This is a genomic window from Bacillus infantis, from assembly GCF_050107595.1.
GTDB lineage: Bacteria > Bacillota > Bacilli > Bacillales > Cytobacillaceae > Bacillus_AB > Bacillus_AB infantis_C.
Genome location: NZ_JBNILH010000005.1, coordinates 133101 through 155130, shown reverse-complemented (window position 1 = coordinate 155130; position 22030 = coordinate 133101). Strand labels below are relative to the sequence as shown.

Here is a 22030-nt window from a genome sequence, read left to right as displayed (position 1 = left end):
AGACAGCCAAGGGGGAAACGAATGGAGACTTTTGTGAACGAATTCCAGGAATATGTTGGCCTGGTAAATGATTTTGTATGGACATATATTTTAATAGCAGGATTGATTCTGCTGGGATTGTATTTCAGCTTCAAGACTAAATTTGTCCAGCTGAGATACTTTAAGGAAATGTTCAGGATCCTCGGCGATAAGTCGATGGTTTCTGCTGAAGGCAAGAGGGGAATCTCTTCATTCCAGGCGTTCAGCATCAGTGCTGCTTCTCGCATTGGTACAGGAAATATGGCGGGTGTCGCTACAGCCATTGCAGGTGGAGGACCGGGAGCAGTATTCTGGATGTGGCTCATCGCCTTTCTTGGAGCGGCTTCCAGCTTTGTTGAAAGCACGCTTGCCCAGATTTATAAAGTAAAAGATAAAGACGGATTCCGCGGTGGTCCTGCCTACTATATGGAAAGAGGCTTAAACAAGCGCTGGATGGGGATATTGTTCGCGATTATCATTACCTTCTGTTTCGGGCTGGTATTCAACTCTGTCCAGTCCAATACCATCTCACTGGCATTTAATCAGTCCTTCGGGATCAGCAGATTGTGGATCGGCATCGCGCTGGCAATTTTTACGGCTGTCATTATCTTTGGAGGGGTCAAGCGTATTGCCCATGTATCACAGGTGCTTGTGCCTGTCATGGCTGTTCTCTACCTGATTCTCGCTATTGTTATCCTGATTATGAATGTTACTGAAATTCCCGCTATGTTCGGTTTGATCATTGAGAGTGCATTCGGCTTCAGGGAAGCAGCCGGGGGTGCCATGGGCGCTGCCGTCATGATGGGGATCAAGCGGGGGCTCTTCTCCAATGAAGCGGGTATGGGGAGCGCGCCGAATGCTGCTGCTACAGCTGCCGTTACACATCCGGCGAAACAGGGTCTAATCCAGACTCTAGGGGTATTCGTGGATACGATCCTGATTTGTTCAGCTACAGCCTTTATCATCCTTTTATCAGGTGATTATGCGGGAACAAATTTGACAGGGATCGAGCTTACACAGTCTGCCCTTGCAACGCATATAGGCTCATGGGCAAGCTACTTTGTAGCAATCGCAATCCTTTTGTTCGCATTCAGCTCTGTTATTGGCAACTATTATTACGGTGAAACAAATATGGAATTTATTAAAGAAAGCAAGACCGCTCTCTTTATTTACCGGCTGGCAGTGATAGGAATGGTCATTTTCGGTGCAGCAGTCGATCTTGAAGTTGTATGGGGACTTGCCGACCTGTTCATGGGCATCATGGCCATCATCAACCTGATTGCCATCACCATGCTGGGCAAAATAGCATTTGCAGCGCTGAAGGACTACAAAAATCAGCGCAGAGAAGGAAAAGATCCTGTCTTTTATTCTGACAGCATCCCGGGATTAAAAAACATTGAATTCTGGGAAACGAAAGAGCAGGCTTTAAAGAAGAAAAAATTGAATTGAACTAAAGAAAATGGCTTCCCTTAGCAGGGAAGCCATTTTTATTTATATAGCAGGAGAATCATTTTGCAGTATTGAGGAAAAAACCAGCGTCTGAACCCTCTTCATAAGAGACCCAGCAAGATTCTCAAAGCCCTGTTGATCGGAATGGATGGCACTGAGACTCCTCATAAAATGCATGCGCATTTTCTTCGTGCGATGCAGATTCGTGGAAGCTGATTCAAAGTCCTGCGGGAACGCAGCGGCAAAGCTGAGACCCCATAGCGTGCTAGCTCGAGGATGCACAGCGACGACCAGTGGAAAGCGAAGTGCCTGGAGTGCATATCAACAGCCTCAGTCAAAAAGCATAAAAATATAGTCTTTGAACAGGTACATAGATTTCCCATATCTGGACATAATACGAATAAAATTGTTCGGAAAGGGCGGTTTTTATGAGAAGGGAACTATTGTTCGCATTTGCGGCATTTTTCTTTATGTCAGTGTCAGCCATAACTGGTGCCTATGCAGTTGAACAAGCTGACAAGGCAGAAACGGTCGAAAAGAAGAAAGAAGATATAACAGGAGATGGAGAAAAAGAAACCATTTATATAAAAGGAATTCCATATGAAGAAGGGGCCGCCTTTTTAAAGGAAGTTTACGTGATCATTGAAGCTTCGAATGGCCAGACTTACAGGATGGATTTAGACGGGGGATATGAGCCTTCGGTCAGGTTCAGCGATTTGAACCATGATGGAGTAAAGGATCTATTCGCAACGGTTCCCACTGGTGGCAGCGGCGGCCTCTCCAACTACTACTTGTATACCTTAAAAGACTTCAAACTTGAAAATTTGACTGTTCCGGAACCTTTAGTCATCGACAGTGAATTTCTGGATGGCTATAAAGCCTCTGTTTCCATTCCTGCGACAGGCCAATCTTATACTTTTGACTTGGCAGAGAGAAAAGAAGACTACGAACGCCTGGGACTCTATAATAAAGGCAAACTGAATGAGCCGGCTGAACTGATGGTCGATCCTTTTGGGACACTCATCCCCATCATGCTTGGGGAAGGAAAAATCGGCTTAAAGGGTGTACAGCAGATCAGCGGGGCTTATCATGCTGATTCGATAGCATTTGCTGAATCTTCATGGATATATGAAAATGGCAGCTGGAAATTGCTTGAAACCAAGCTGTATGAGACAGGGAGGGGGCATAAAAAGAAATAGGCCTTTGTCACCCTTATGAGACTAACTTCATATGTTATAGCAGGAATAACTTCTTTCCGAAGGGAGAGCGGCTTGCTATGAGTCAATTTGATCCTCAGAAACTAAGCGTCCGGTACCTGGCTCCGGCAACAGAGCAAAAGCCTGTCGATGCCAGGAAATATACGCTTACACATTCAGATGAGACCGGTAACGTGTTTCTTAGCGTTGGTTGTGATTATGATTACAGCACCGTCAATAATAAATTCAGGGATGAAGTTCTGGCTGAGTGGCTGCCTCAGATGGGGCAATATGTTCTTAAAGCAGCGGTATATGTGAGCGGGGGAGAGTTTGACGAAAAATTCTCAAAGGTGCGTTTTATAATCTTTCAGCGTGAAATCGATTTAGCGCTGAAAGCGATCATTTACGGAGACAGAAGCTTTTTCTCAAGCTATCCGTGGCTGCTGGATTCACCGATATACGTGCAGTTTGATTCCGTATATCCGCAGTTCAGCAAGATCATTTACTATGGGACACCAAGACAGTATTTAAATAGCTTACAGCAGCCGGTTATCTAAAAATGACAGAACACAAGCTCCAGGCAATGACCGGGGCTTGTTTTACATAAGCTGAGACAGATGCAGGGGAGGAAATGGAATATAAAAATATTATGTAAATTAAAATGAGTTTTTTTAAAGCAAAGGTACAGCTGTGCAAAAGAACCACTTAAATAAGTTTATAAATCAAGAGAAATTAATAATGAGAAAAATAACCGACAAATATAAAGCTGCATTAAGTATATAGATGCCGATATGTATGATTGTAGGTATGTAGGTATACTGGAAGCCAGCAGCAAAAAATTAGGATATTGAATAATAGATAATCATTATAAAAATCCCAGCAAATTGGTCCATAAACACATTAATAGTAAAATCCCGTAAAATTTTTAATTCGTCTCACTATCTTAAGTATACTTAACTATTGAGACTGGATATTCATTCATTTATATGACTTCCTATAATATATATTATGTTCGGGGCGTTGTTTTAAAAAAACTAGACAGCGCCAGCTGCCTACTCTATCCGGTGTTTATGTCCGCTGTCTTTTACTGAATCTATATCTATGTAGCCTGCACTATATTCTATTACGTCATTTATAAATACATCATGCTTTTTTGCGAATGCTTTAACTTGTTCAATCAGACCCCTGTCATAAGTCGTTTTATACTGGATTCTGTCTTTGGGCCGATTTTTCTTATTGAATTCTATAAAATTCTGCTCAAGGACTTTTTTGAGCCCTGTTTCCAGTAAATAATTAACATGTGTATCATGTTCATATGCCAGATCATTCAGCCGTTCAATCAATGCTTTGCTGATATTTGTCCTGAACTTAACCCTTGATTCATCTGTTAATTGAACTAATTTTCCGTTTACGTTTTTCCACATTATAATCACCTTTCTAAGGAGTTTTCCTGTATAAAACATTATATCATTTAATGATTCTTATAATAGGAACGTATGTTCTTTTGAGGCAAAATGGACACTTTGGCAGCTTAGATTACATTTTTGCATCCATTTTTTAAAAATATCTGTCAGATTTACTTCCATATCAAATGCTATTTGTCACAATCTCCTTAATAATATATAAAAACCCCACATTGGAGTGATCCTTTTGACAAACCTGTATTTTATGGGAAATGCAGTCGAGGCTGCTTTGGAGAATGCTGCTGCCCATCTGGGAGGTCCTTTTGGAGCGGTTGTTGTAAAGGATGGCACGGTGATCGGCACAGGCACAAACCGGGTCACTTCGCTTAATGATCCTACAGCACATGCAGAAATACAGGCGATTCGTGCTGCCTGCCTGCATCTGCAGGATTTCCAGCTGAGCGGCTGTGAAATCTATACCAGCTGTGAGCCATGCCCAATGTGTTTTGGCGCTATCTACTGGGCTCGCCCAAAGGCAGTGTATTTTGCCTGTACAAAAGAAGATGCAGCCGCTGCAGGATTTGATGATCAGTTTATTTATGAACAGCTCTCCCTCCCGCTTGAAAAGCGCAGCATAGAAATGCGGCAGGTTAAAATGGATGAAGCTTTAATGCCGTTTAAATTATGGGAGAAATCTTTTTCTAAGATTGATTATTGAAATATAAAGTACTTCCTTTTTAGGAGGATAAAAATGATAAAAGAACGATTGGTACGCCGGATCGCAGTAGCTGCCGGCAGAGAGCCTGCTGACCTGGTCATTAAGAATGGAAAGATCATAGATGTTTTTAACGGTGAGATCTTATATGGGGATATCGCCATCGCAGACGGGTATATCGCGGGCATTGGCGAGTATGAGGGCCATAAGATTGCCGATGCAAAAGGAAGCTATATTTCTCCTGGATTCATTGACGGCCATGTCCATATTGAATCCTCCCTTCTGACCCCCGGGGAATTTGCCAGGGTGCTGCTGACTCATGGTGTGACTGCTGCTGTTGCAGACCCGCATGAAATTGCGAATGTATCAGGCATTTCCGGTCTGCAGTACATGCTGGATGCTTCTGAAGGACTGCCTTTTGATTTTTATTTTATGCTGCCTTCCTCAGTTCCTGCTGCTGATTTTGAATATGCCGGTGCAAGGCTGGATTCTCTTGATCTAAAGCCATTCTTTAGCCACCCCAGAGTTCTTGGGCTTGGAGAAGTCATGAACTACCCTGCTGTATTGAATGCACAAACTGACATGATCGAGAAAATCATTGCAGCAGAATCTGCCGGGAAAAAAATCGATGGCCATGCTGCAGGCTTAGGCGCATCCGGGTTAAATGTGTATAGTGCTGCGGGCATCCGCACCGATCATGAAGCAATAACCGCTGAAGAAGCAAAGGAAAGATTGCGTAAAGGGATGTATTTGATGATCCGCGAAGGAACTGCAGCAAAGGATCTTGAGAAACTGCTGCCTGCAGTCAATCAGCAGAACAGCCGCAGATGTCTGTTCGTCACAGATGACAAGCATTTGGATGACCTGCTTGAGGAAGGAAGCATTGACCACCATATTAGGCTGGCAGTGAAGTCAGGCCTCCCTCCTATAACTGCCATTCAAATGGCGACCCTGAATGCAGCAGAGTGTTTTGGTTTGAAGAATCAGGGAGCACTGGCCCCTGGGTATAAAGCTGATATGGTTTTCCTTGAATCGCTTGAGGAGCTGATCATTGAGCGGGTATTTAAAGAAGGCGTTGAAGTCGTTTCTGCTGGTAAACTTTTGCCAAAAGGCTGTTTTAGAGGCGTGCCTCCTGCAGCCATGTTCAAAAATACGGTAAAAATAAGCATTACCCGCAAGGAAGATTTAAAAATCAGAATGACAGGAAATAAAGCCAACGTCATAGAGATTATCCCTGGAAGCCTGGTTACCAGGCATATAATTGAGGAAATTGATCTGGACAGCCAAAACAGCTTTCAGCCCTCCACATCAAGGGATCTTTTGAATCTGGCCGTCATTGAGCGCCACCGTGCAGCTGGGCATATCGGATTGGGAATTGTTAAAGGGCTCGGCCTTCAATCCGGAGCGATTGCCTCTACGGTAGCCCATGATTCACACAACCTCATCATTGCAGGCACAAATGATAAAGATATGTTAGCTGCTCTAAGGGCTGTAGAAGACATGCAGGGCGGCCTTGCTGTCATTAAGGATGGCGAGATGCTTGCCTTGCTGAAGCTGCCTGTTTCGGGACTAATGTCCGATCAGTCTTATGAAGAAGCCGCAACTATGCTGGCAGACGTCAATAATGCCCTGAAACATCTAGGTGCAACAAAAGATGTTAACCCTTTTCTGGCATTATCCTTCCTGGCTCTTCCTGTTATCCCGGAAATTAAGCTGACTGCCTCCGGATTATTCAGTGTTACTCAATCAGCTTTTATTTTAATTGATGCCGACGACTAACTCCGAACGCAGCAATATAAAAATGAAGAGCTTTATTCTAAAAATATTCCAGCCTTAATAGTTAAATTAAGAAAAATAACAAAAAAGACGGACTCTCATGGTCTATGAAAGTTCGTCTTTTTTGTTACTATTGAGCAGGATTGAAGATCAATTCATAACTTTGCATATATCATTTGTAAACTCCAGAGGATCGCTGATCGGCAATCCTTCGATCAGCAAAGCCTGGTTGTATAGTAGATTGGTGTATAAAGCCAGCTTCTCTTTGTCATTTGCGAACGCATTCTGCAGTGAAGCAAAGACCTCATGATTAGGATTGATCTCCAGGATTTTCTCCGCTTTTACATTTTGGCTGTCCGGCATGCTGTTGAGAATCTTCTCCATTTCGATTGTCAGATCCCCTTCTGCTGCCAGGCAGACCGGATGGCTTTTTAGCCTCTTGGAAGCACGGACTTCCTTCACCTTGCCTGCCAGCAGATCCTTCATGCTTGTGAACATTTCCTGATAGGCTTTTTCTTCGCTCTTATCATTTTCCTCAGCTTCAATCCCCAAATCTGAGCTGGATACAGACTTGAATTCCTTCTCTTTGTAGTTCAACAGCATCTTGATGGCAAATTCATCTATATCTTCGGTAAAGTACAATATTTCATAACCTTTGTCGGCGACAAGCTCTGTCTGCGGGAGCTTTTCAATCCGGCTGATGGATTCCCCGGCAGCATAATAAATATACTTCTGGTCCTCAGGCATTCTAGAAATATATTCATCCAGTGTGACTAGCTTGTTTTCTTTTGAAGAATGGAACATCAGCAGATCCTGGAGCATTTCCTTGTTGCTGCCAAAGTCGCTGTACACTCCGTATTTCAGCTGTCTGCCAAAGGAATCATAGAATGATTCATACTTATCTCTCTCGTTCTTCAGCATAGACTGCAATTCGCTTTTAATTTTTTTGCCGAGATTCTTTGCAATCAGCTTCAGCTGGCGGTCCTGCTGCAGGATTTCGCGCGAGATATTCAGGGACAGGTCTTCTGAGTCGACAATCCCTTTCACGAAGCTGAAATAATCAGGCAGGAGCTCACCGCACTTATTCATGATAAGGACTCCGTTTGAATATAACTCGAGCCCCTTTTCGTATTCTTTAGAATAATAATCGAACGGAATCTTCTCTGGAATAAAGAGCACAGCATTATAGCGGATGGTACCGTCAACATTGATATGGATTGATTTCAGCGGCTTATCAAAACCAAAGTGCTTTTCTGCATAAAACTTTTCGTAGTCTTCTTCCGTGAGCTCGCTTTTATTTTTACGCCAGATCGGCACCATGCTGTTGATGGTCTGTTCTTCCGTGTATTCTTCAAACTCACCTTCTTCGCCTTCCTTCGGGCGCCTGCCGGACACATCCATTAGAATCGGATAGCGGATAAAGTCGGAATATTTCTTGATGATATTCTTTAATGAATACTCTTCAAGAAATTCATCATAATTTTCTTCTTCGGTATTTTCTTTTATTTTCAAGATGATCTCTGTACCTGTCTCTTCCTTGACGGCAGGCTCAATAGAAAAGCCTTCAGCCCCCTCTGATTCCCATTTGTATGCTTCTGTGCTTCCCTGGGCCCTGCTGATGACAGTTACGGAGTCGGCAGCCATGAAGGCCGCATAAAAGCCGACGCCGAATTGGCCTATGATATCATAGCCGTCTTTCAGCTCTGTTTTAGTTTTGAAATTCAATGAGCCGCTCTTGGCGATGACGCCTAAATTATCTTCAAGTTCTTCCCTGGTCATCCCGATCCCGGTATCTTTGATCCGAAGGGTACGCGATTCTTTGTCAGGGGTGATTTTTATGTAATAGTTTTCTTTATTGAAGCTGATGGAATCATCTGTCAGCGCTTTGTAGTACAGCTTGTCAATGGCATCGCTGCTGTTTGAGATCAGCTCTCTCAAAAATACTTCCTTCTTGGAATAAATGGAATGGATCATCATCTCCAGCAGTCTTTTAGACTCTGCTTTGAATTGCTGCTTTACCATCTTTATTTCTCCCTCCTGAAAAGTTGAAGTGTTATTAGCACTCTCTGATAAAGAGTGCTAATTGTTAAATATCACAACTTCTTTTGTTCTGTCAACTCACTTTCAAAAAAGAGGGCAGTTCTCTTGATTTCAAGAGGTATTCCGGTATAATTTTGAGGGTATGACTATACTGGCTGGAAATATGATTTTCCGGATTATAAGTTAATAGTTCCCACAGCTGAGATTAAACATAAAGGAGTGAATGGATGAAGGTTATATTGGCTTCTCCCAATTTCCATCAGGAACGTGGAAATACAATCACCGTAAAAAGGATCTCAGAAGGCCTGCGCAGGTTAGGCACAGATACGGTAATCGTTTCTTCAACTGAAATTCCGGCTTCACCCCTTCCCGAAGGAGATATCGTCCATGGTTTTCATGCCTACCGCTTTTTTCTTTATAAGGAAAAGCTGGGTGTCCCGATAGATTGCTATATTATCACGATGACTGGCACAGATCTAAATCAGGATCTTTTTGATCACGAGAGGCGGCAGGCTGTGATCAGGACGCTTCGCGAAGCAAAAGCCGTTACGGTCTTTAACGAACAGGCAAAGCAGCTTCTCATTCGTGAAGTTCCTGATGCAGCAGCAAAGGTCTATGTCATTCCACAGGGAAGAAGTCTGTTTGAACCAATGGAGCCTGTTTTTAAGAAAGAGGAAGATACATTTGTTTTCCTGCTTCCAGCAGGGATCAGGAAAATCAAAAATATCCCGTTCGCAATCAGATCCTTAAAGAAACTCCATGACAGATACCCGCGCATCCGTTTAGTGATTTCAGGGCCGGTCATAGAAGAAGAAGAAGGATCATACGTGAAAAAGCTGGCGGAACAGGAAGAATGGGTCAGCTATACTGGCCAGATTCCCCACAGCGAGATGGGAAGCTTTTACGAATGGGCGGATGCCCTCCTGAACACTTCTATTTCCGAGGGACAGCCGGCAGCCATTATTGAAGCGATGGATTACGGATTGCCTGTATTAGTTTCGGCCAATGAAGGAAATATAAGTATTGTAAAGGACGGGATCACTGGCTTTGTTTACCATAATGAAGTCGAATTTCTTGCTTATGCCGAGCGGTTGATCAATAATTACGAGATAAGAAAAAAACTTGGCGCTGCTGCTAAAAATTACATAGCAGAACACCACTCTAATGTATCTGAGGCCGAAAATCTGCTGAAGATATACAGCAGGGTGCTTGCCCCTTCCTGAACATTGTTTGGGACAGCCCTTGTTTAATGAAAGGAGAGGAAATCATGTCCAGAGAAGAAATCATCAAATTGACTTCACTATCAACTAAAGGCGGCTGAGGATGCAAAATTGGTCCTGAGGACCTGGCGCAGGTTCTGCGTCATTTGCCCAAAGCTGTACCTGATCCAAATCTGCTTGTCGGGCTTGATACTTCCGATGATGCAGGAGTATATAAAATAAGCGATGATGTTGCTTTAGTGCAGACGCTCGACTTTTTCACACCGATTGTGGATGACCCTTATATGTTCGGCCAGATAGCGGCTGCCAACTCATTAAGCGATGTCTATGCAATGGGCGGAAAACCGATCACAGTTATGAATATCGTCGGATTCCCTATCAGCACTCTTGATAAGAGCATCCTTGCTGACATCCTGGCAGGAGCTTCAGACAAAGTCAAGGAATCAGGGGCCGCCCTTGTCGGAGGACACTCGATCGATGACCAGGAGCCTAAATTCGGACTCTCTGTCACAGGTGTGGTCCATCCCGATAAAATCAGGGCGAATGCCGGCGCTAAGCCTGGCGACCGTTTGATTTTGACCAAACCGATCGGTGTCGGCATCCTTACGACAGCGATCAAGCGGGACCTTCTCGATAAGGAAGATATTGATAATGTCATGAACGTGATGGCTGCACTTAATAAAGATGCCGCAGAAGCTATGGAAAGCTTCCAGGTGAACGCCTGTACCGATGTGACCGGCTTCGGCCTTCTCGGCCATGCGATCGAGCTTGCTGAAGGCAGCAATGCCGGTGTCATCATTAACAGCGGAAGTGTACCTGTCCTCCCTAGGACACTCGAGCTTGCCGAACAGAATATCATTCCCGGCGGTTCAAGGAAAAACCACAAATGGCTGTCAGGGCGGATTGAGTACAGCCCTGATATTGATGAAACAACCCAGCTGATCCTGTGTGATGCCATCACATCAGGAGGTCTCCTGATCTCAGTGCCTGAGGCGGAAGCTGAAGCACTGCAAAAGGCTCTTGAAGAGAGAAATGTCACTTCAGCTATCATTGGGGAAGTAACAGACCAATCTCCTGGGAAGATTAAAGTATTGTAAAAGGACTCGATTAGAGTCCTTTTTTAAGGGGTATGGGATGTCAGGCAGCTGCTGAGGCGGCTCTGGCCGCTGCTGCCTCTCTCCCATTCCAGTCAATTATATTAAAGAGGTGTTTTTTGGATGAAAAAATGGCTAATGACTGCAGCTGCCTTTACGCTGATCATGATTCTTGCCGCTTGCGGTTCAGAGGAAGGCACAGAACAAAAAGAAAACAGCACTAATAATGAGGAAGCTTTTACGATTGGCGTCATACCGGTACAAACGGAAGGTGCAATGGAAACGGCTATGGATAAGCTTCAGTCGATTCTTGAAAAAGAATTGGACCGGAAAGTGGATGTCGAGGTTTACCCCGATTATAACGGCGTAGTCGAAGCGATGAACTACGATAAAATCGATATGGCCTATTTTGGACCGCTTACTTATGTGGTTGCACACGAAAAAAGCGGCGCTGAAGCGATCATCACCCAGCTGATAGATGGAGAGCCTTTCTATCATTCTTATATCATCACCCATAAAGACAGCCCGTACAATAACATGGAAGACCTTGTAGCTGCAGCAGGAGACATTGATTTTGCCTTCGGTGATATCAATTCGACTTCCGGCTCACTTATCCCTTCCATCGAACTGCAGGATCAGGGTGTATATACATCCGAGGATGACAATAAGTTCAAATCAGTCAGATTCACAGGGTCCCATGATGCAACAGCCCTGGCTGTCCAAAACAAGCAGGTGGATGCTGGCGCGATTGACAGCGCCATCTATAATCAGCTTGTAGAGTCCGGGAAAATCGATGGAGAACAGTTCAAGACAATTTGGGAATCTGAGAAACTTTTCCAATACCCTTGGGCAGTCCATAAAGATACAGATAAAGAAACAATAGAGAAGCTCCAGGAAACATTCCTGGCGATCGAAGACGAAGATGTGCTTGGTGCGTTTGGTGCCACCGGCTTCACAAAGGCTGCCAACGAGGATTACGAAAGCATCAGGGAAGCGGCAGTCAAACAGGGAATCATTAACGAATAGAGCTGATTATTGTGTGGTTTAAACGCCGTAGTATTTTTACTGTTATTCTTTTGGCACTGGCTGTATTAGCCAGTGCCCGTCTTACTGAGTTCGATCTTTCGAAATTCCGGGACTTCCGGAATATGATCGATTTTTTATCGCAGTGGTTTCCAATGGATTTCTCTCTCCTGCCCCGAATGCTCCAGGACAGCATGGAAACATTGGCAATGGCTTTTCTGGGAAGCTTCCTTGGCCTGCTGGTGGCATTGCCGCTCAGTTTCCTGGCCGCAAGGAATACTTCTCCATCTAAAGCAGTCTATCATGTGACAAGGCTTGGCCTGAGTTTCGTCCGCTCAGTGCCGGAAATCGTATTTGGACTGATCCTTCTTACAGCCTTGGGTCTTGGTCCTTTCCCTGCTGTATTGGCCATTCTGTTCCATAATGCAGGTGTGCTTGGAAAGCTGGTATCAGAATTGATAGAGTCTTCAGAGCGCGGACCCCAGGAAGCCATGCGGGCAGTCGGCGCCAAAAGCTGGTTTGCTTCCCTGTTCAGCATCCTGCCGCAAATCTGGCCTAATGTGCTGTCCCAGTTTTTCTATCGGTTCGAGGTGGCGATCCGGACCTCTCTGATTCTTGGCTTTATCGGCGGAGGCGGAATAGGACAGAGATTGTTCAATGATTTCAAAACCTTCCACTATTCGGCTGTTTCACTGGATGTGCTGATCATTATGATCATTGTAGTAATCGTCGATTTGTTTGGAAGCTTTGTCAGAAATAAAGTGATATAAAAGGAGGCTGGGCTTTTGATCAAGCTGGAGAATGTTACCGTACGTTATCCGAAGGCTGACTTCCCTGCCCTGCATAATATAAGCCTTGAGCTGAATCAAGGCGAATTCATCTGTGTACTCGGAAAAAGCGGTGCCGGGAAGTCTACACTTATCCGCTGCATGAATGGACTGCAGAAGCCGTCAGCCGGCGAAGTGTACTTCAAGGGCAAGCCGGTATCCGGCAAATCGGCCGAGGAAGAACGGCTTGTGCGGAGGGAAATGGGCATGATTTTTCAGCATTATAATCTCATCCCCCGTCTGACAGTTCTTCAAAATGTCCTGACAGGAATGTTTGGCTACCGAAGCACTTTCAAAAATCTGATTGGCGCTTTTTCCAGAAAAGAAATTGGACTTGCCCGCAGTGTGATGGAAGATGTCGGCCTGAGTGAGTTTGCCGGAAGGAAAGTTGAACAATTGAGCGGCGGACAGAAGCAGCGCGTCGGCATAGCAAGGGCCCTGCTCCAATCTCCCAAGGTGTTTCTTGGTGATGAACCTGTGGCAAGCCTTGATCCCGGGACATCAGAGAGGATCTTCTCGCTTCTTCAGTCCCTTCACAGAGAGCATGGCCTTCTGACCATCATTAATGTTCACGATGTTTCCCTCGCAAAGCGCTATGCAACTCGCATTCTTGCCTTAAAAGATGGCAGCCTCATCTTTGACGGGAAACCAGATGAATTCACAGATGAATTGTATAAACAGACCTATGGGGCTGAATTTATTCCAGTCTGATCTGGGGAAGGAGAATACTTATGACAAAAAGTCCTTGAGTGGTTGATGAGACAAGAGTCGTGTACGACTCAGCAGACAATGAAGTGATATCAAAATTACAGCCCGGTGAAAAGCCGTCAGTTGTTTTAACCTTTGATGATGGACCGGGCAGGCACTTGCATTCCATTTTGGACAGCCTGGCAAAGGAAAATGCAAAAGCCGCTTTTTTCTGGCAGACACGGCTTCTGTATCCTGATAGGCCATGGCAGAGAGTGCTCGATGAAGGGCATACCATTGGAACCCATTCCTCCCGCCATAAGAATTTAGCTGCTCTTTCGCGTAAGGAACAATATAAGGACCTGGAAACCAGCAAAGAGAAGATCCGCCAGGTTACCGGAAAGGCGCCTGAATTCTTCCGTCCGCCTTTTGGCCAGTATAATGAAGCTACCCTTAAGGCGGCCAATGAACTCGAACTGATTCCTGTAATGTGGCGCATTGCATCCCTCGATTGGGAGCTTAAAGGAAACCCGGAGAAAATCATTTGCAATGTTACTGATCATCTGGAAGATGGAGCCATTATCCTCCTGCATGAACTAAAGCAGACTGCTGATATCCTGCCTGAGCTTTTAAAGGAAATCAGGCTGAAAGGATACAGCTTTGCCTCACTCCAGCCAGGAAAGATTGGACGGAAAGGACCCGGAGCATAAACCTCCGGGTCCTTTTTGCTTTTAGTGGTTGATTAGCATAACCTTAAGCTCTTCGAGTACTATATTTTCCCTTTTTAGCCAAGTGTGATTTTCTATTTTACCGATGGCTTCCTTATTTGCTTCTATTGCTTCATCAATGGCCACCCATTTGGGCGAGAATCCCAGCTCGGCTTCATATGTATCCAATTGCTGCGCTGCCATAGCTAAATCATTTAATTCACAGATATAAAAATGTGAATTCATTTGAAAAATGAAGCGGTCATCATAGTCGTCGATACGCCTTTCGACGACTTCCCCAGCCTTTTCTTTAACCCTGCAGCTTGTGTAGCCTGTCTCCTCTGCAACTTCCCTGATCAGCGCTTCCGTGCAGGTTTCTCCTTCCTCTACCCCTCCTCCGGGAAATTTATAGCCTCCTGTAATTGTCTGCAGAAGAAGGATCAGATCGTTTTGTATAATGATTGCCCTGACTGCTTCCCGTATTTTAATTTCCCTGTCTATGTTTGTATAGGATAAGCCCAAAAGCTTGTGAAAAGCCAATCAAACCCCCACCTTATCATCTTATTAGGTTGATTTTACCATAAAAGCAAAAATAAATAGGGCTGCATGGCAGCATGCAGTCCTATTTATACAAGATTTATTGCGCAACCGGCGATTGTGATAGGACGTACTCTTCTATCTTTTGGGCAGCATCCTCGATATTTGCGGCTTGAATGGTGACGATCCTGTCTTCCGGATACATTTTAGCTGTATGCGTATAACGGGGATCATAATAATATTCAAGTAGCAGCGCAACAGCTGACCCATACTCTTCGTCAATGAGATTCTGCTCTATTTCGGCAGCAATCGGTGTGTGGATCCTGTTTTTGATATGGCTGAAAGCATTAAAGCATGCCTCGGGATGATCCCATGGCTTATAATCCTCCAGGATATGGCGCACCCTCTCTTCCATTGGCATTTCTATGAACAGCTGGAACCCCTGTTCTTTCTTTTCAATGATTGATTCAGGGAGCACAACCTTCCCGACTCTTTTGCTTTCTGCTTCAAAAAAGACAAAAGGGGCATCCTGCACCTCAAGCACCTTTCTAAGCAGCCTGGCGTCGAACATTTTCTGATTGCTCGGCTGAAGGCCGATATGGCCAAAGATGGAGCCTCGGTGCCTTGCAAGGCCCTCGAGGTCGATTACGCTATAGTCCTTTTCTGCCAGCTTCTCAAGAATGGCCGTTTTTCCTGAGCCGGTATAGCCGTTCAAAACGAATGCTTTCGGTTTCAGCTTGAGATTTTCAAGCGTTTCGACGACCCATCTGCGATGCGCCCTTACACCGCCCTCAAGCCGGTATGTGCGTATGCCCATCAGGTCAAGGAGGGTGGCAGAGGTTCTGCTCCGCATTCCGCCTCTCCAGCAGAATACGGCTTTGTCGCCTTCGACAGCATTGAATTCCCGGATAAATTCCGGAAGCTTGGCCGATACGATTTCCAGGCCGCGTTCTTTGGCAGCTTCAACGCTCACCTGTTTGTAAATTGTGCCGATTTCAGCCCGCTCTTCATCATTGAACAAGGGTATATTGAGGCTTCCCGGTATCGTGCTATCCTTATATTCAGAAGGAGATCTTACATCCACCAGCACAAGCTTTCGTTTATCCTTCAGTTCTAATAGTTTCTCGATTCCTACATCCTGGAACAATTTTTATTCCGCCTTTCCTGCTGTTGCATTCTAAGCTTATCTTCTCTGCTATCACATAGAAAAGCTGATCACTCGCGGGGAGGATCAGCTGGAAGAACATCTTCTTCAACTGAGGGACTTCAGCGGATGAACATCCTGCCCTTTACCCATTATAAAACATTTCAAGGGTAAAAGCATATTTTCAGATTTCTCTCTGGCCATTGTCAGGTTGTCGGCTTTAATCGAAATCCCAGGTAAGCTGTTCTTCACTTCCCTGAGCTGCGGTTTTACTTTTCTTTATGTCTTTAGGTTTTTGGTCTTTCTTTTGGGTGGCTATCTGTCTTTTTGCTTGCTTAATTGCTTTCCTTACATCACAGATGGGAGCAGGGTATCCAAGCTGAAAGAATCCAGGGTAAAGCCAAGGTTCGTGTATATATGCCACATCCACATCCTTCAGCTCCGGAACATAGCGGCGGATAAAGCTTCCATCATTATCAAGCTCTTTTCCCCATTTTACCGGGTCAATGATCTTGACGGTTTTCGAGCCGCCCGCCCCCGCAAGTATGCCCATCTGCTTCATATGAACAGCAGGCTCGTGGTCAAGGAACAAAAGGGCAAGCTCCCTTGCAGCCTTCTCCCAATCCAATAGCAGTATATTGCAGGCAAAGCTTGCCACCATTCTCCTGCTGCTGTAATTGAGCCATCCGGTTTTGTGCAGGCAGCGCATACTGGCATCGATTGAAGGGATACCTGTATGTCCTGTCCGCCAGGATTCAAAATGATATTTATCATGAGTCCGGACAAGTTCATTTTCAATTACCTCTGCTTGTGATTCACTTTCATACCATTGTATGGTTTCGCACCGTTCAAGCAGTTTGGATTGAAAAAGGCTGAGCTGCTGCTTCTCGGCTTCAGTAGATTCTTCAGCTTTCTTTGCAGCTTCCTGATAGGCCATCCTGACTGATATATTCCCAAAAGCCAGGTACGGGGAAAGCCTGCTGGAAGAGAAAGAAGAAGCGAGCGGCTTTTGATAATTTTTTTCATAATTGGCGAGCTGCTCCCCGAGGAAAAATTCGAGCGTTTCGATTGCCCTTTTTTCCCCGCCGTTCTGTCCAAACCGGATGGCATCTCCCTTAACTTTCATGCTAAGTGCCTTTTGGATAGAAAGATTCAGAAAATCCGGCACCTTATCCGGCACCCTGACAGCAGCCGGGGGACTTGTCAGTTCTTCGAGCATTGATTCCTGCCAAAGCTTTCTGAAGGCTCCCTTGCTTTTTGGTTTCTCCAGCTGGCCGGGAGGATGGAAAGGATAAAATGGCAGTCCTTTAGATTCCATCCACTCTGCGGCCAGTCTGTCAGTTTCCGAATCGTACACCCTGTGAAAAAACAGGGAGAATTCACCGTGTGTGTTCTGTAGATCTTCAAGAATATCGATGATGGTCCCTTGAGCAGCAAATAATCTTCCTCCAAGATCCCTGAGACCTTCATCAAGCTGCTCCAGCCCTTCGGCGGCAAACAGGATATGGCGCTGTGAGACGTCCTTCCGGCTTAAATGGGGCTCTGCTATATATAAAGGGATAACCTCTTCCGCTGAAGCACATGCCTCCGCAAGCGGACGATGGTCATGAATCCTTAAATCTTTCCTGAACCATACAATATTCATAACAAATCACTCCGAAACTAGTATAGCGTCTCTTTCTATTATACTGAAATAAGAGGGAAAAAGCTGGGTAAAAGAAAAGCGGAAGCGGCTTGCTCAGAGCCGACAAGCATAAGACGCGCAAGAATAAAAGGCATTTTTTGCCTTTAATTCTTGTGCGGCTTATGACTCGAGGCTCTAGCCGCTGGAGCTGGACAAAGAAAAGCGGAAGCTGCTTTCCTTTAATTTCAATCAGCCAACAAAAATAAGCCCGGCAAATGCCGGGCCTTTTAAGCAGCAGGATCTAAAATTCAATTTCATACCTTAGCAGGGGCAGGTTTCTCCACTTTTACCGTCCATCCAAAAGGATCAGCGACTCTGCCATACTGGATGCCAGTCAATGTATCATACAGTTTCCGGCTGAGCGCCCCGGTTTCTCCATTGTTGATGACAAGTTTTTCATCCTGCCACAGAAATTCGCCGATTGGGGAAATGACAGCTGCAGTCCCTGTGCCAAATGCTTCCTCCAGCTCACCATTCCTGTAAGCCTGCACCAGCTCCTCGATGGAGATCCTTTTTTCCGTAACTGGGTGCCCCCATTTTTCAAGCAGTGCAATGATTGAATTTCTTGTAACACCTTCTAGTATACTTCCATTCAAAGATGGCGTGATGATTTCTCCGTTCACTTTGAAAAATACATTCATGCTTCCTACTTCTTCAATATACTTTTTCTCTTTTCCATCCAGCCATAATACCTGGGCATAGCCGCCTTTGCCGGCACCCTGCTGGGCTTTCAGGCTTCCGGCATAATTGCCTCCTGTCTTGGCATTGCCGGTGCCGCCTGGCACGGCCCTGACGAATTCCCGTTCTACAGCAATCTTTACGGGATTGATCCCTTCCTTGTAATAGGCACCCACAGGGGAAAGGATGATGATGAACTGGTAGCTTGCAGATGGAGCCACTCCCAAATATGGTTCTGTTGAGATGACAAACGGCCGTATATAAAGGGAAGTGCCTTCAGCAGAAGGAACCCACTCTTCTTCGACCACCAGCAGTTTTTTGAGGGCTTCAAGCGCCAGGTCCTCGTCGATGGGCGGAATGCAAAGCCTGCTGTTGGATCTGTTAAGCCTCTGCAGGTTTTGTTCAGGCCTGAATAAAAGGATATCCTGATCCTTTGTCCGGTATGCTTTCAGCCCTTCAAACACGCTTTGGCCGTAATGGAAAATCATGGCTGCTGGATCCAATGTGATCGGCTGGTATGGAATGATGCGGGGATCATTCCAGCCGAACCCTTCCTTATAATCCATCACAAACATATGGTCAGTGAAATTTCTGCCGAATTCCAGCGCAGCTGCTTCCGGCTTGACCTTTTTCTCTTCCCTTAAAGTTACGCTGATCTGGCAATCTGTCATGTTTGAAAAACTCCTTTTCTGCTATTATGCTTTGAAGTGTTGAAGGGAATGGGTGAAAAAGAGGCAAATGATGTGAACGCGATACCGCACCTGATCATTTGCACCCTCCCTTGCTTATTTTTCCAGTAATCAACCATTAATAATATTCTTAATATTATGGCAATCCTTTAATTGAATGTCAAGAACTTTATCCTTGCTGACTTTGTGCACCTTCAGCAAGATCGAAAAGGAATCCATAAACAAGACTGTATGCTTCACCGACTGACAAATCACCATGAAAACCAGGAAGTGCATCAAGGGAAAAATTCAAATTCCAGATGCCTTCACCAGAATCAAACATCAGATCATAAGCGTCCCCGTCCCCATCAAGCCTCGTATCCAGGCTGTCTTTCAAGTATTTCTGAAATTTCTTCTGCAGCTTCAATCCAAGCATAATATCATAGTTGCCAAACACATCATCCACCTCAAGAGAGACAGCATCTGCACCGATGACATCAAACCATTTGGACTCCATGTAAACAAACTCGCGTTTATGATCACGGAAATAGGAAATTGGCTTTTTCAGAAATTCTGGAGATTCTACAGCAAGAATTTCTTCCGTTTCCTTATCGCCTCTTTCCAAATAAGCCTCACGGAAGCGGTCTCCCTCATTGCCGAATGCAATAGCTTCAGCTGAATCAGCGTCTGTCATTCCGAGATATTCTTTTTCTTTTCCGAATATCAGGGCCGTCCCTTTCTCTTTTTGTTCTTTTTCTATGTATGAAGCAAGATTTTCTTTTAGCATAAGTCTTCTCCTTTTTCAGCGGTTTGCAGATTTCATTCCCGGGATATTTCACCGGCTTATAAGCAGTATACCATTCCTCTCAGGCTTCACATAACACTAGAATCCGGGGCAGGGCAGAGACCCCTGGGAATATTGCTTTATGAAGGGCCAGTTTGCGGTTATTCCAATAGGTCCACCTGCACTTCAAGTGCGGCCCTGCCCCCGCTTTCCACTGCTCCATTCATATAGCCCTGATAAAGGATGGAGGTATGCTCCCCGGCAAAATAGCAGCTTCCTTCCCTCTCCATCTCCACTCCTGCAAAGCCTGTATGCTGGCCAACCTTCCTGAATGAATACGACCCCCCGGTCCAGCTGCCGGCAATCCAGTAGGAAACCAGATCCCTGCCATTATATTGATCTGCTGCACCTGGGAACAGCCTTGATAAGTCATGCAGGAATTTCTCCTTATGCTTTTCTTTGCCTTCTTTCATTAAGCGGACGGCTTCCTTTCCGCCTGCATAATGTACAAGGATGCCGGTATCCCCCTTTTGTGCCCGGGTAGCTTCAAAGGCAGATTGAAACATATCATTGGTATAGATTGTGCCGGTGCTGGAAAAATTCTCCCATAATCTGCTGCTGAATTGAAAATGTGCTTTAAAATTATGGCCCATGCCAAGCTCTTCTATTGCTTTTGTTTTTAGAGGACTGAATCCGCTCTCTGTGTAATCGACGGTATGTCTTAAAACAGTAAAAGGAATGGCTATCACGACTTTGCCCGCATAAATTTCCTTTCTTTTTCCTGCTGATTGAAACACGAGGAAATACCCGCCCTGTCCGCAGGCTTTGATGCTTGTAAGCTGGTGGTCATAAAAGATAGAGCCGTTAAGTTTCTCCTTTAATTTTTCAATAATAAGGTCGTTACCGCCCCTCACCCTGTATCTTTCATCAGAGGTGCCGAACACATTGAAATGTGAGCCATTCAGCCCCCCTACAAGGCTGATGAGGTTAAGGGCGCTTTGTTCTGCGCAATCTGCCCCATATTCAATTGTATATGCATCGCATAAAAGCTGGCCGAACTCAGAGTCTGTCCCTCCCTCTATATTTTGGTCTATCCAGTCCACGATTGACATGCTATCAAGCTCTTTCGCCCGCTTTGAATGCCGGCTGTACAATGGAGGAAATTCACAAAGTCTGTATTCTTCTGTGACAGAGTCAGCTATCCGGCTGTATAGATCCTCGATCTTCTCCCCAGGGATGCTTTTTCCATTAATAAGATAAAGCGGCTTCCCCCCTTCTTTTTCGAAGCTGGTCAGGTCATCTGTCTGCAAACCGAGTTCAGAGATCAGTCCAAGTATTTCTTTATGGTTAGAATCAATGAACTCTCCTCCGCATTCAGCAAACTGCCCTTCTGCAAAAAAAGTCCGGTTTGTACGGCATCTGCCGCCTGCGTCTGCCTGTGCTTCAAAAACCACAGCTTCGATTCCTGCCTGCTTCAGCCGGTAAGCGCAGGTCAGTCCTGCGAGTCCCGCACCAATGATTGCGATAGCCTGCTGTTTTATTTCATCCCTGTCCATAATGTCACTCCTGCTGCCAACTTGAAATTGCAAAATATAGCATTCCCTCAATGACTGTTCTTGACTCCTTGTTACATAAGGGATTAAGTGTAAAACCCTTCTTTGAAATAAAAAGAAACAGAGCAGCCTGAGGGGCGCTCTGCTCTGTTTCGTCCTTACAGTTATTCTTCAATCACATTGCCTTCTGCAGGGATGGGATGGTTTTTCAGCATACTGGCAAAATGGTATAAATTATAAGCCAGAATTTTTGCATGCTGCTTGGTGAAGCTGTTTTTATAGCCTTCCGCCTCGATGAATGAGGGTCCCGGGCCTGCTTCCCCGACCCAATAGGCATCCACATTCGGCGGGATGGTAAAGCCGATATGTGATAAGCCGTAAATGATGGATTTGGAAGCGTCCTTGGCTCCATCCTCATTGCCTGTTACAACAGCTCCGCCTACTTTATTATAATAAAGATATTGCCCCTTATCATTTGTCATGCTGCTCGCACCGTAGAGCCTCTCGATTGCCAGAGTGGCAATGCTGCTCTTTTCTCCGAGCCAGATTGGTGTCCCAATGACCAGGATATCCGCTTCTTTAACCTTCTTAAAGATTTCAGGCCACTCATCTCCTTCGCCTTCATCAGCGGAAATTCCGTAGGAAATGTTGAAATCAGCAAGCCTGATGGTTTCTGATTCTACTCCAAGGGTGTCAAAATGACCGATTACCTCATCCATTAGCCGCTGGGTATTAGAGGGCTCTGCCCCTGCTTTTAAACTGCAATTCAGGAATAAACTCTTGATTTTCATACGATAGCCTCCTTACGTTCTCTCCTGTTATATATC

Annotated in this window: 20 protein-coding genes; 11 read left to right on the top strand and 9 right to left on the bottom strand. The window is 45.1% G+C overall.

Features of this window, described 5'->3' with window-relative positions; translation table 11 throughout:
• The first annotated feature begins 21 nt into the window (after positions 1-21).
• From ACQCVH_RS12390 to ACQCVH_RS12380, 3 genes are all read left to right on the top strand, one after another.
• Positions 22-1467: an alanine/glycine:cation symporter family protein gene (locus ACQCVH_RS12390; RefSeq protein ID WP_426835979.1), complete on the top strand. Its 1446-nt coding sequence runs from the start codon at positions 22-24 to the stop codon at positions 1465-1467.
• 428 nt (positions 1468-1895) lie between these two features.
• A complete protein-coding gene (locus tag ACQCVH_RS12385) occupies positions 1896-2666 on the top strand; it encodes a hypothetical protein (protein ID WP_426835978.1) in 771 nt (256 codons plus the stop codon).
• A 77-nt stretch (positions 2667-2743) separates the two neighbouring features.
• Positions 2744-3220: a staygreen family protein gene (locus tag ACQCVH_RS12380; protein ID WP_426835977.1), complete on the top strand. Its 477-nt coding sequence runs from the start codon at positions 2744-2746 to the stop codon at positions 3218-3220.
• Between the two features lie 495 nt (positions 3221-3715).
• Here ACQCVH_RS12380 and ACQCVH_RS12375 read toward each other — a convergent pair whose 3' ends face one another.
• Positions 3716-4087 (bottom strand): rRNA methyltransferase, encoded by a 372-nt coding sequence (locus ACQCVH_RS12375; RefSeq protein WP_426835976.1) that lies wholly within the window; start codon positions 4085-4087, stop codon positions 3716-3718.
• A gap of 244 nt (positions 4088-4331) precedes the next feature.
• On the opposite strand from ACQCVH_RS12375, the gene ACQCVH_RS12370 reads away from it, so the two are divergent.
• Both ACQCVH_RS12370 and ade read left to right on the top strand, forming a co-directional pair.
• Positions 4332-4784, top strand: a complete 453-nt coding sequence (locus ACQCVH_RS12370; protein ID WP_426836158.1) for a nucleoside deaminase — start codon at positions 4332-4334, stop codon at positions 4782-4784.
• A 33-nt stretch (positions 4785-4817) separates the two neighbouring features.
• Complete coding sequence (gene ade, locus ACQCVH_RS12365) at positions 4818-6560, top strand: adenine deaminase (protein ID WP_426835975.1); 1743 nt, start codon at positions 4818-4820, stop codon at positions 6558-6560.
• A 147-nt stretch (positions 6561-6707) separates the two neighbouring features.
• Here ade and htpG read toward each other — a convergent pair whose 3' ends face one another.
• The gene (gene htpG / locus ACQCVH_RS12360) at positions 6708-8579 is read right to left on the bottom strand and encodes a molecular chaperone HtpG (RefSeq protein ID WP_426835974.1); all 1872 of its coding nucleotides are present in this window, start codon (positions 8577-8579) and stop codon (positions 6708-6710) included.
• A gap of 245 nt (positions 8580-8824) precedes the next feature.
• Between htpG and ACQCVH_RS12355 the strand changes: the two genes are divergently transcribed.
• The 6 genes from ACQCVH_RS12355 to ACQCVH_RS12330 all read left to right on the top strand — a co-directional run bounded on the left by ACQCVH_RS12355 (position 8825) and on the right by ACQCVH_RS12330 (position 14158).
• Positions 8825-9820 carry a glycosyltransferase gene (locus ACQCVH_RS12355; protein ID WP_426835973.1) on the top strand — a complete coding sequence of 332 codons (996 nt, stop codon included), beginning with the start codon at positions 8825-8827 and terminating at the stop codon, positions 9818-9820.
• Between the two features lie 44 nt (positions 9821-9864).
• Positions 9865-10914, top strand: a complete 1050-nt coding sequence (gene selD, locus ACQCVH_RS12350; RefSeq protein ID WP_426835972.1) for a selenide, water dikinase SelD — start codon at positions 9865-9867, stop codon at positions 10912-10914.
• Positions 10915-11034: 120 nt separating this feature from the next.
• Positions 11035-11937 (top strand): phosphate/phosphite/phosphonate ABC transporter substrate-binding protein, encoded by a 903-nt coding sequence (gene phnD / locus ACQCVH_RS12345; RefSeq protein WP_426835971.1) that lies wholly within the window; start codon positions 11035-11037, stop codon positions 11935-11937.
• 11 nt (positions 11938-11948) lie between these two features.
• Positions 11949-12704 carry a phosphonate ABC transporter, permease protein PhnE gene (phnE, locus tag ACQCVH_RS12340; protein ID WP_426835970.1) on the top strand — a complete coding sequence of 252 codons (756 nt, stop codon included), beginning with the start codon at positions 11949-11951 and terminating at the stop codon, positions 12702-12704.
• A gap of 15 nt (positions 12705-12719) precedes the next feature.
• Positions 12720-13472 carry a phosphonate ABC transporter ATP-binding protein gene (gene phnC, locus ACQCVH_RS12335; RefSeq protein ID WP_426835969.1) on the top strand — a complete coding sequence of 251 codons (753 nt, stop codon included), beginning with the start codon at positions 12720-12722 and terminating at the stop codon, positions 13470-13472.
• 83 nt (positions 13473-13555) lie between these two features.
• Positions 13556-14158 carry a polysaccharide deacetylase family protein gene (locus ACQCVH_RS12330; protein ID WP_426835968.1) on the top strand — a complete coding sequence of 201 codons (603 nt, stop codon included), beginning with the start codon at positions 13556-13558 and terminating at the stop codon, positions 14156-14158.
• Positions 14159-14179: 21 nt separating this feature from the next.
• Here ACQCVH_RS12330 and ACQCVH_RS12325 read toward each other — a convergent pair whose 3' ends face one another.
• From ACQCVH_RS12325 to ACQCVH_RS12295, 7 genes are all read right to left on the bottom strand, one after another.
• Complete coding sequence (locus tag ACQCVH_RS12325) at positions 14180-14695, bottom strand: NUDIX hydrolase (RefSeq protein ID WP_426835967.1); 516 nt, start codon at positions 14693-14695, stop codon at positions 14180-14182.
• A gap of 97 nt (positions 14696-14792) precedes the next feature.
• Positions 14793-15839, bottom strand: coding sequence for a tRNA 2-selenouridine(34) synthase MnmH (gene mnmH / locus ACQCVH_RS12320; RefSeq protein WP_426835966.1), 1047 nt, complete (start codon positions 15837-15839; stop codon positions 14793-14795).
• 217 nt (positions 15840-16056) lie between these two features.
• Positions 16057-17481 carry an FAD-binding domain-containing protein gene (locus tag ACQCVH_RS12315; RefSeq protein WP_426835965.1) on the bottom strand — a complete coding sequence of 475 codons (1425 nt, stop codon included), beginning with the start codon at positions 17479-17481 and terminating at the stop codon, positions 16057-16059.
• 293 nt (positions 17482-17774) lie between these two features.
• Positions 17775-18869: a branched-chain amino acid aminotransferase gene (locus ACQCVH_RS12310; RefSeq protein WP_426835964.1), complete on the bottom strand. Its 1095-nt coding sequence runs from the start codon at positions 18867-18869 to the stop codon at positions 17775-17777.
• A 187-nt stretch (positions 18870-19056) separates the two neighbouring features.
• Positions 19057-19653 (bottom strand): branched-chain amino acid aminotransferase, encoded by a 597-nt coding sequence (locus ACQCVH_RS12305; RefSeq protein ID WP_426835963.1) that lies wholly within the window; start codon positions 19651-19653, stop codon positions 19057-19059.
• Between the two features lie 158 nt (positions 19654-19811).
• Positions 19812-21206 carry a flavin monoamine oxidase family protein gene (locus tag ACQCVH_RS12300; protein ID WP_426835962.1) on the bottom strand — a complete coding sequence of 465 codons (1395 nt, stop codon included), beginning with the start codon at positions 21204-21206 and terminating at the stop codon, positions 19812-19814.
• 161 nt (positions 21207-21367) lie between these two features.
• Positions 21368-21994, bottom strand: a complete 627-nt coding sequence (locus ACQCVH_RS12295) for a flavodoxin family protein (RefSeq protein WP_426835961.1) — start codon at positions 21992-21994, stop codon at positions 21368-21370.
• Positions 21995-22030: the final 36 nt, after the last annotated feature.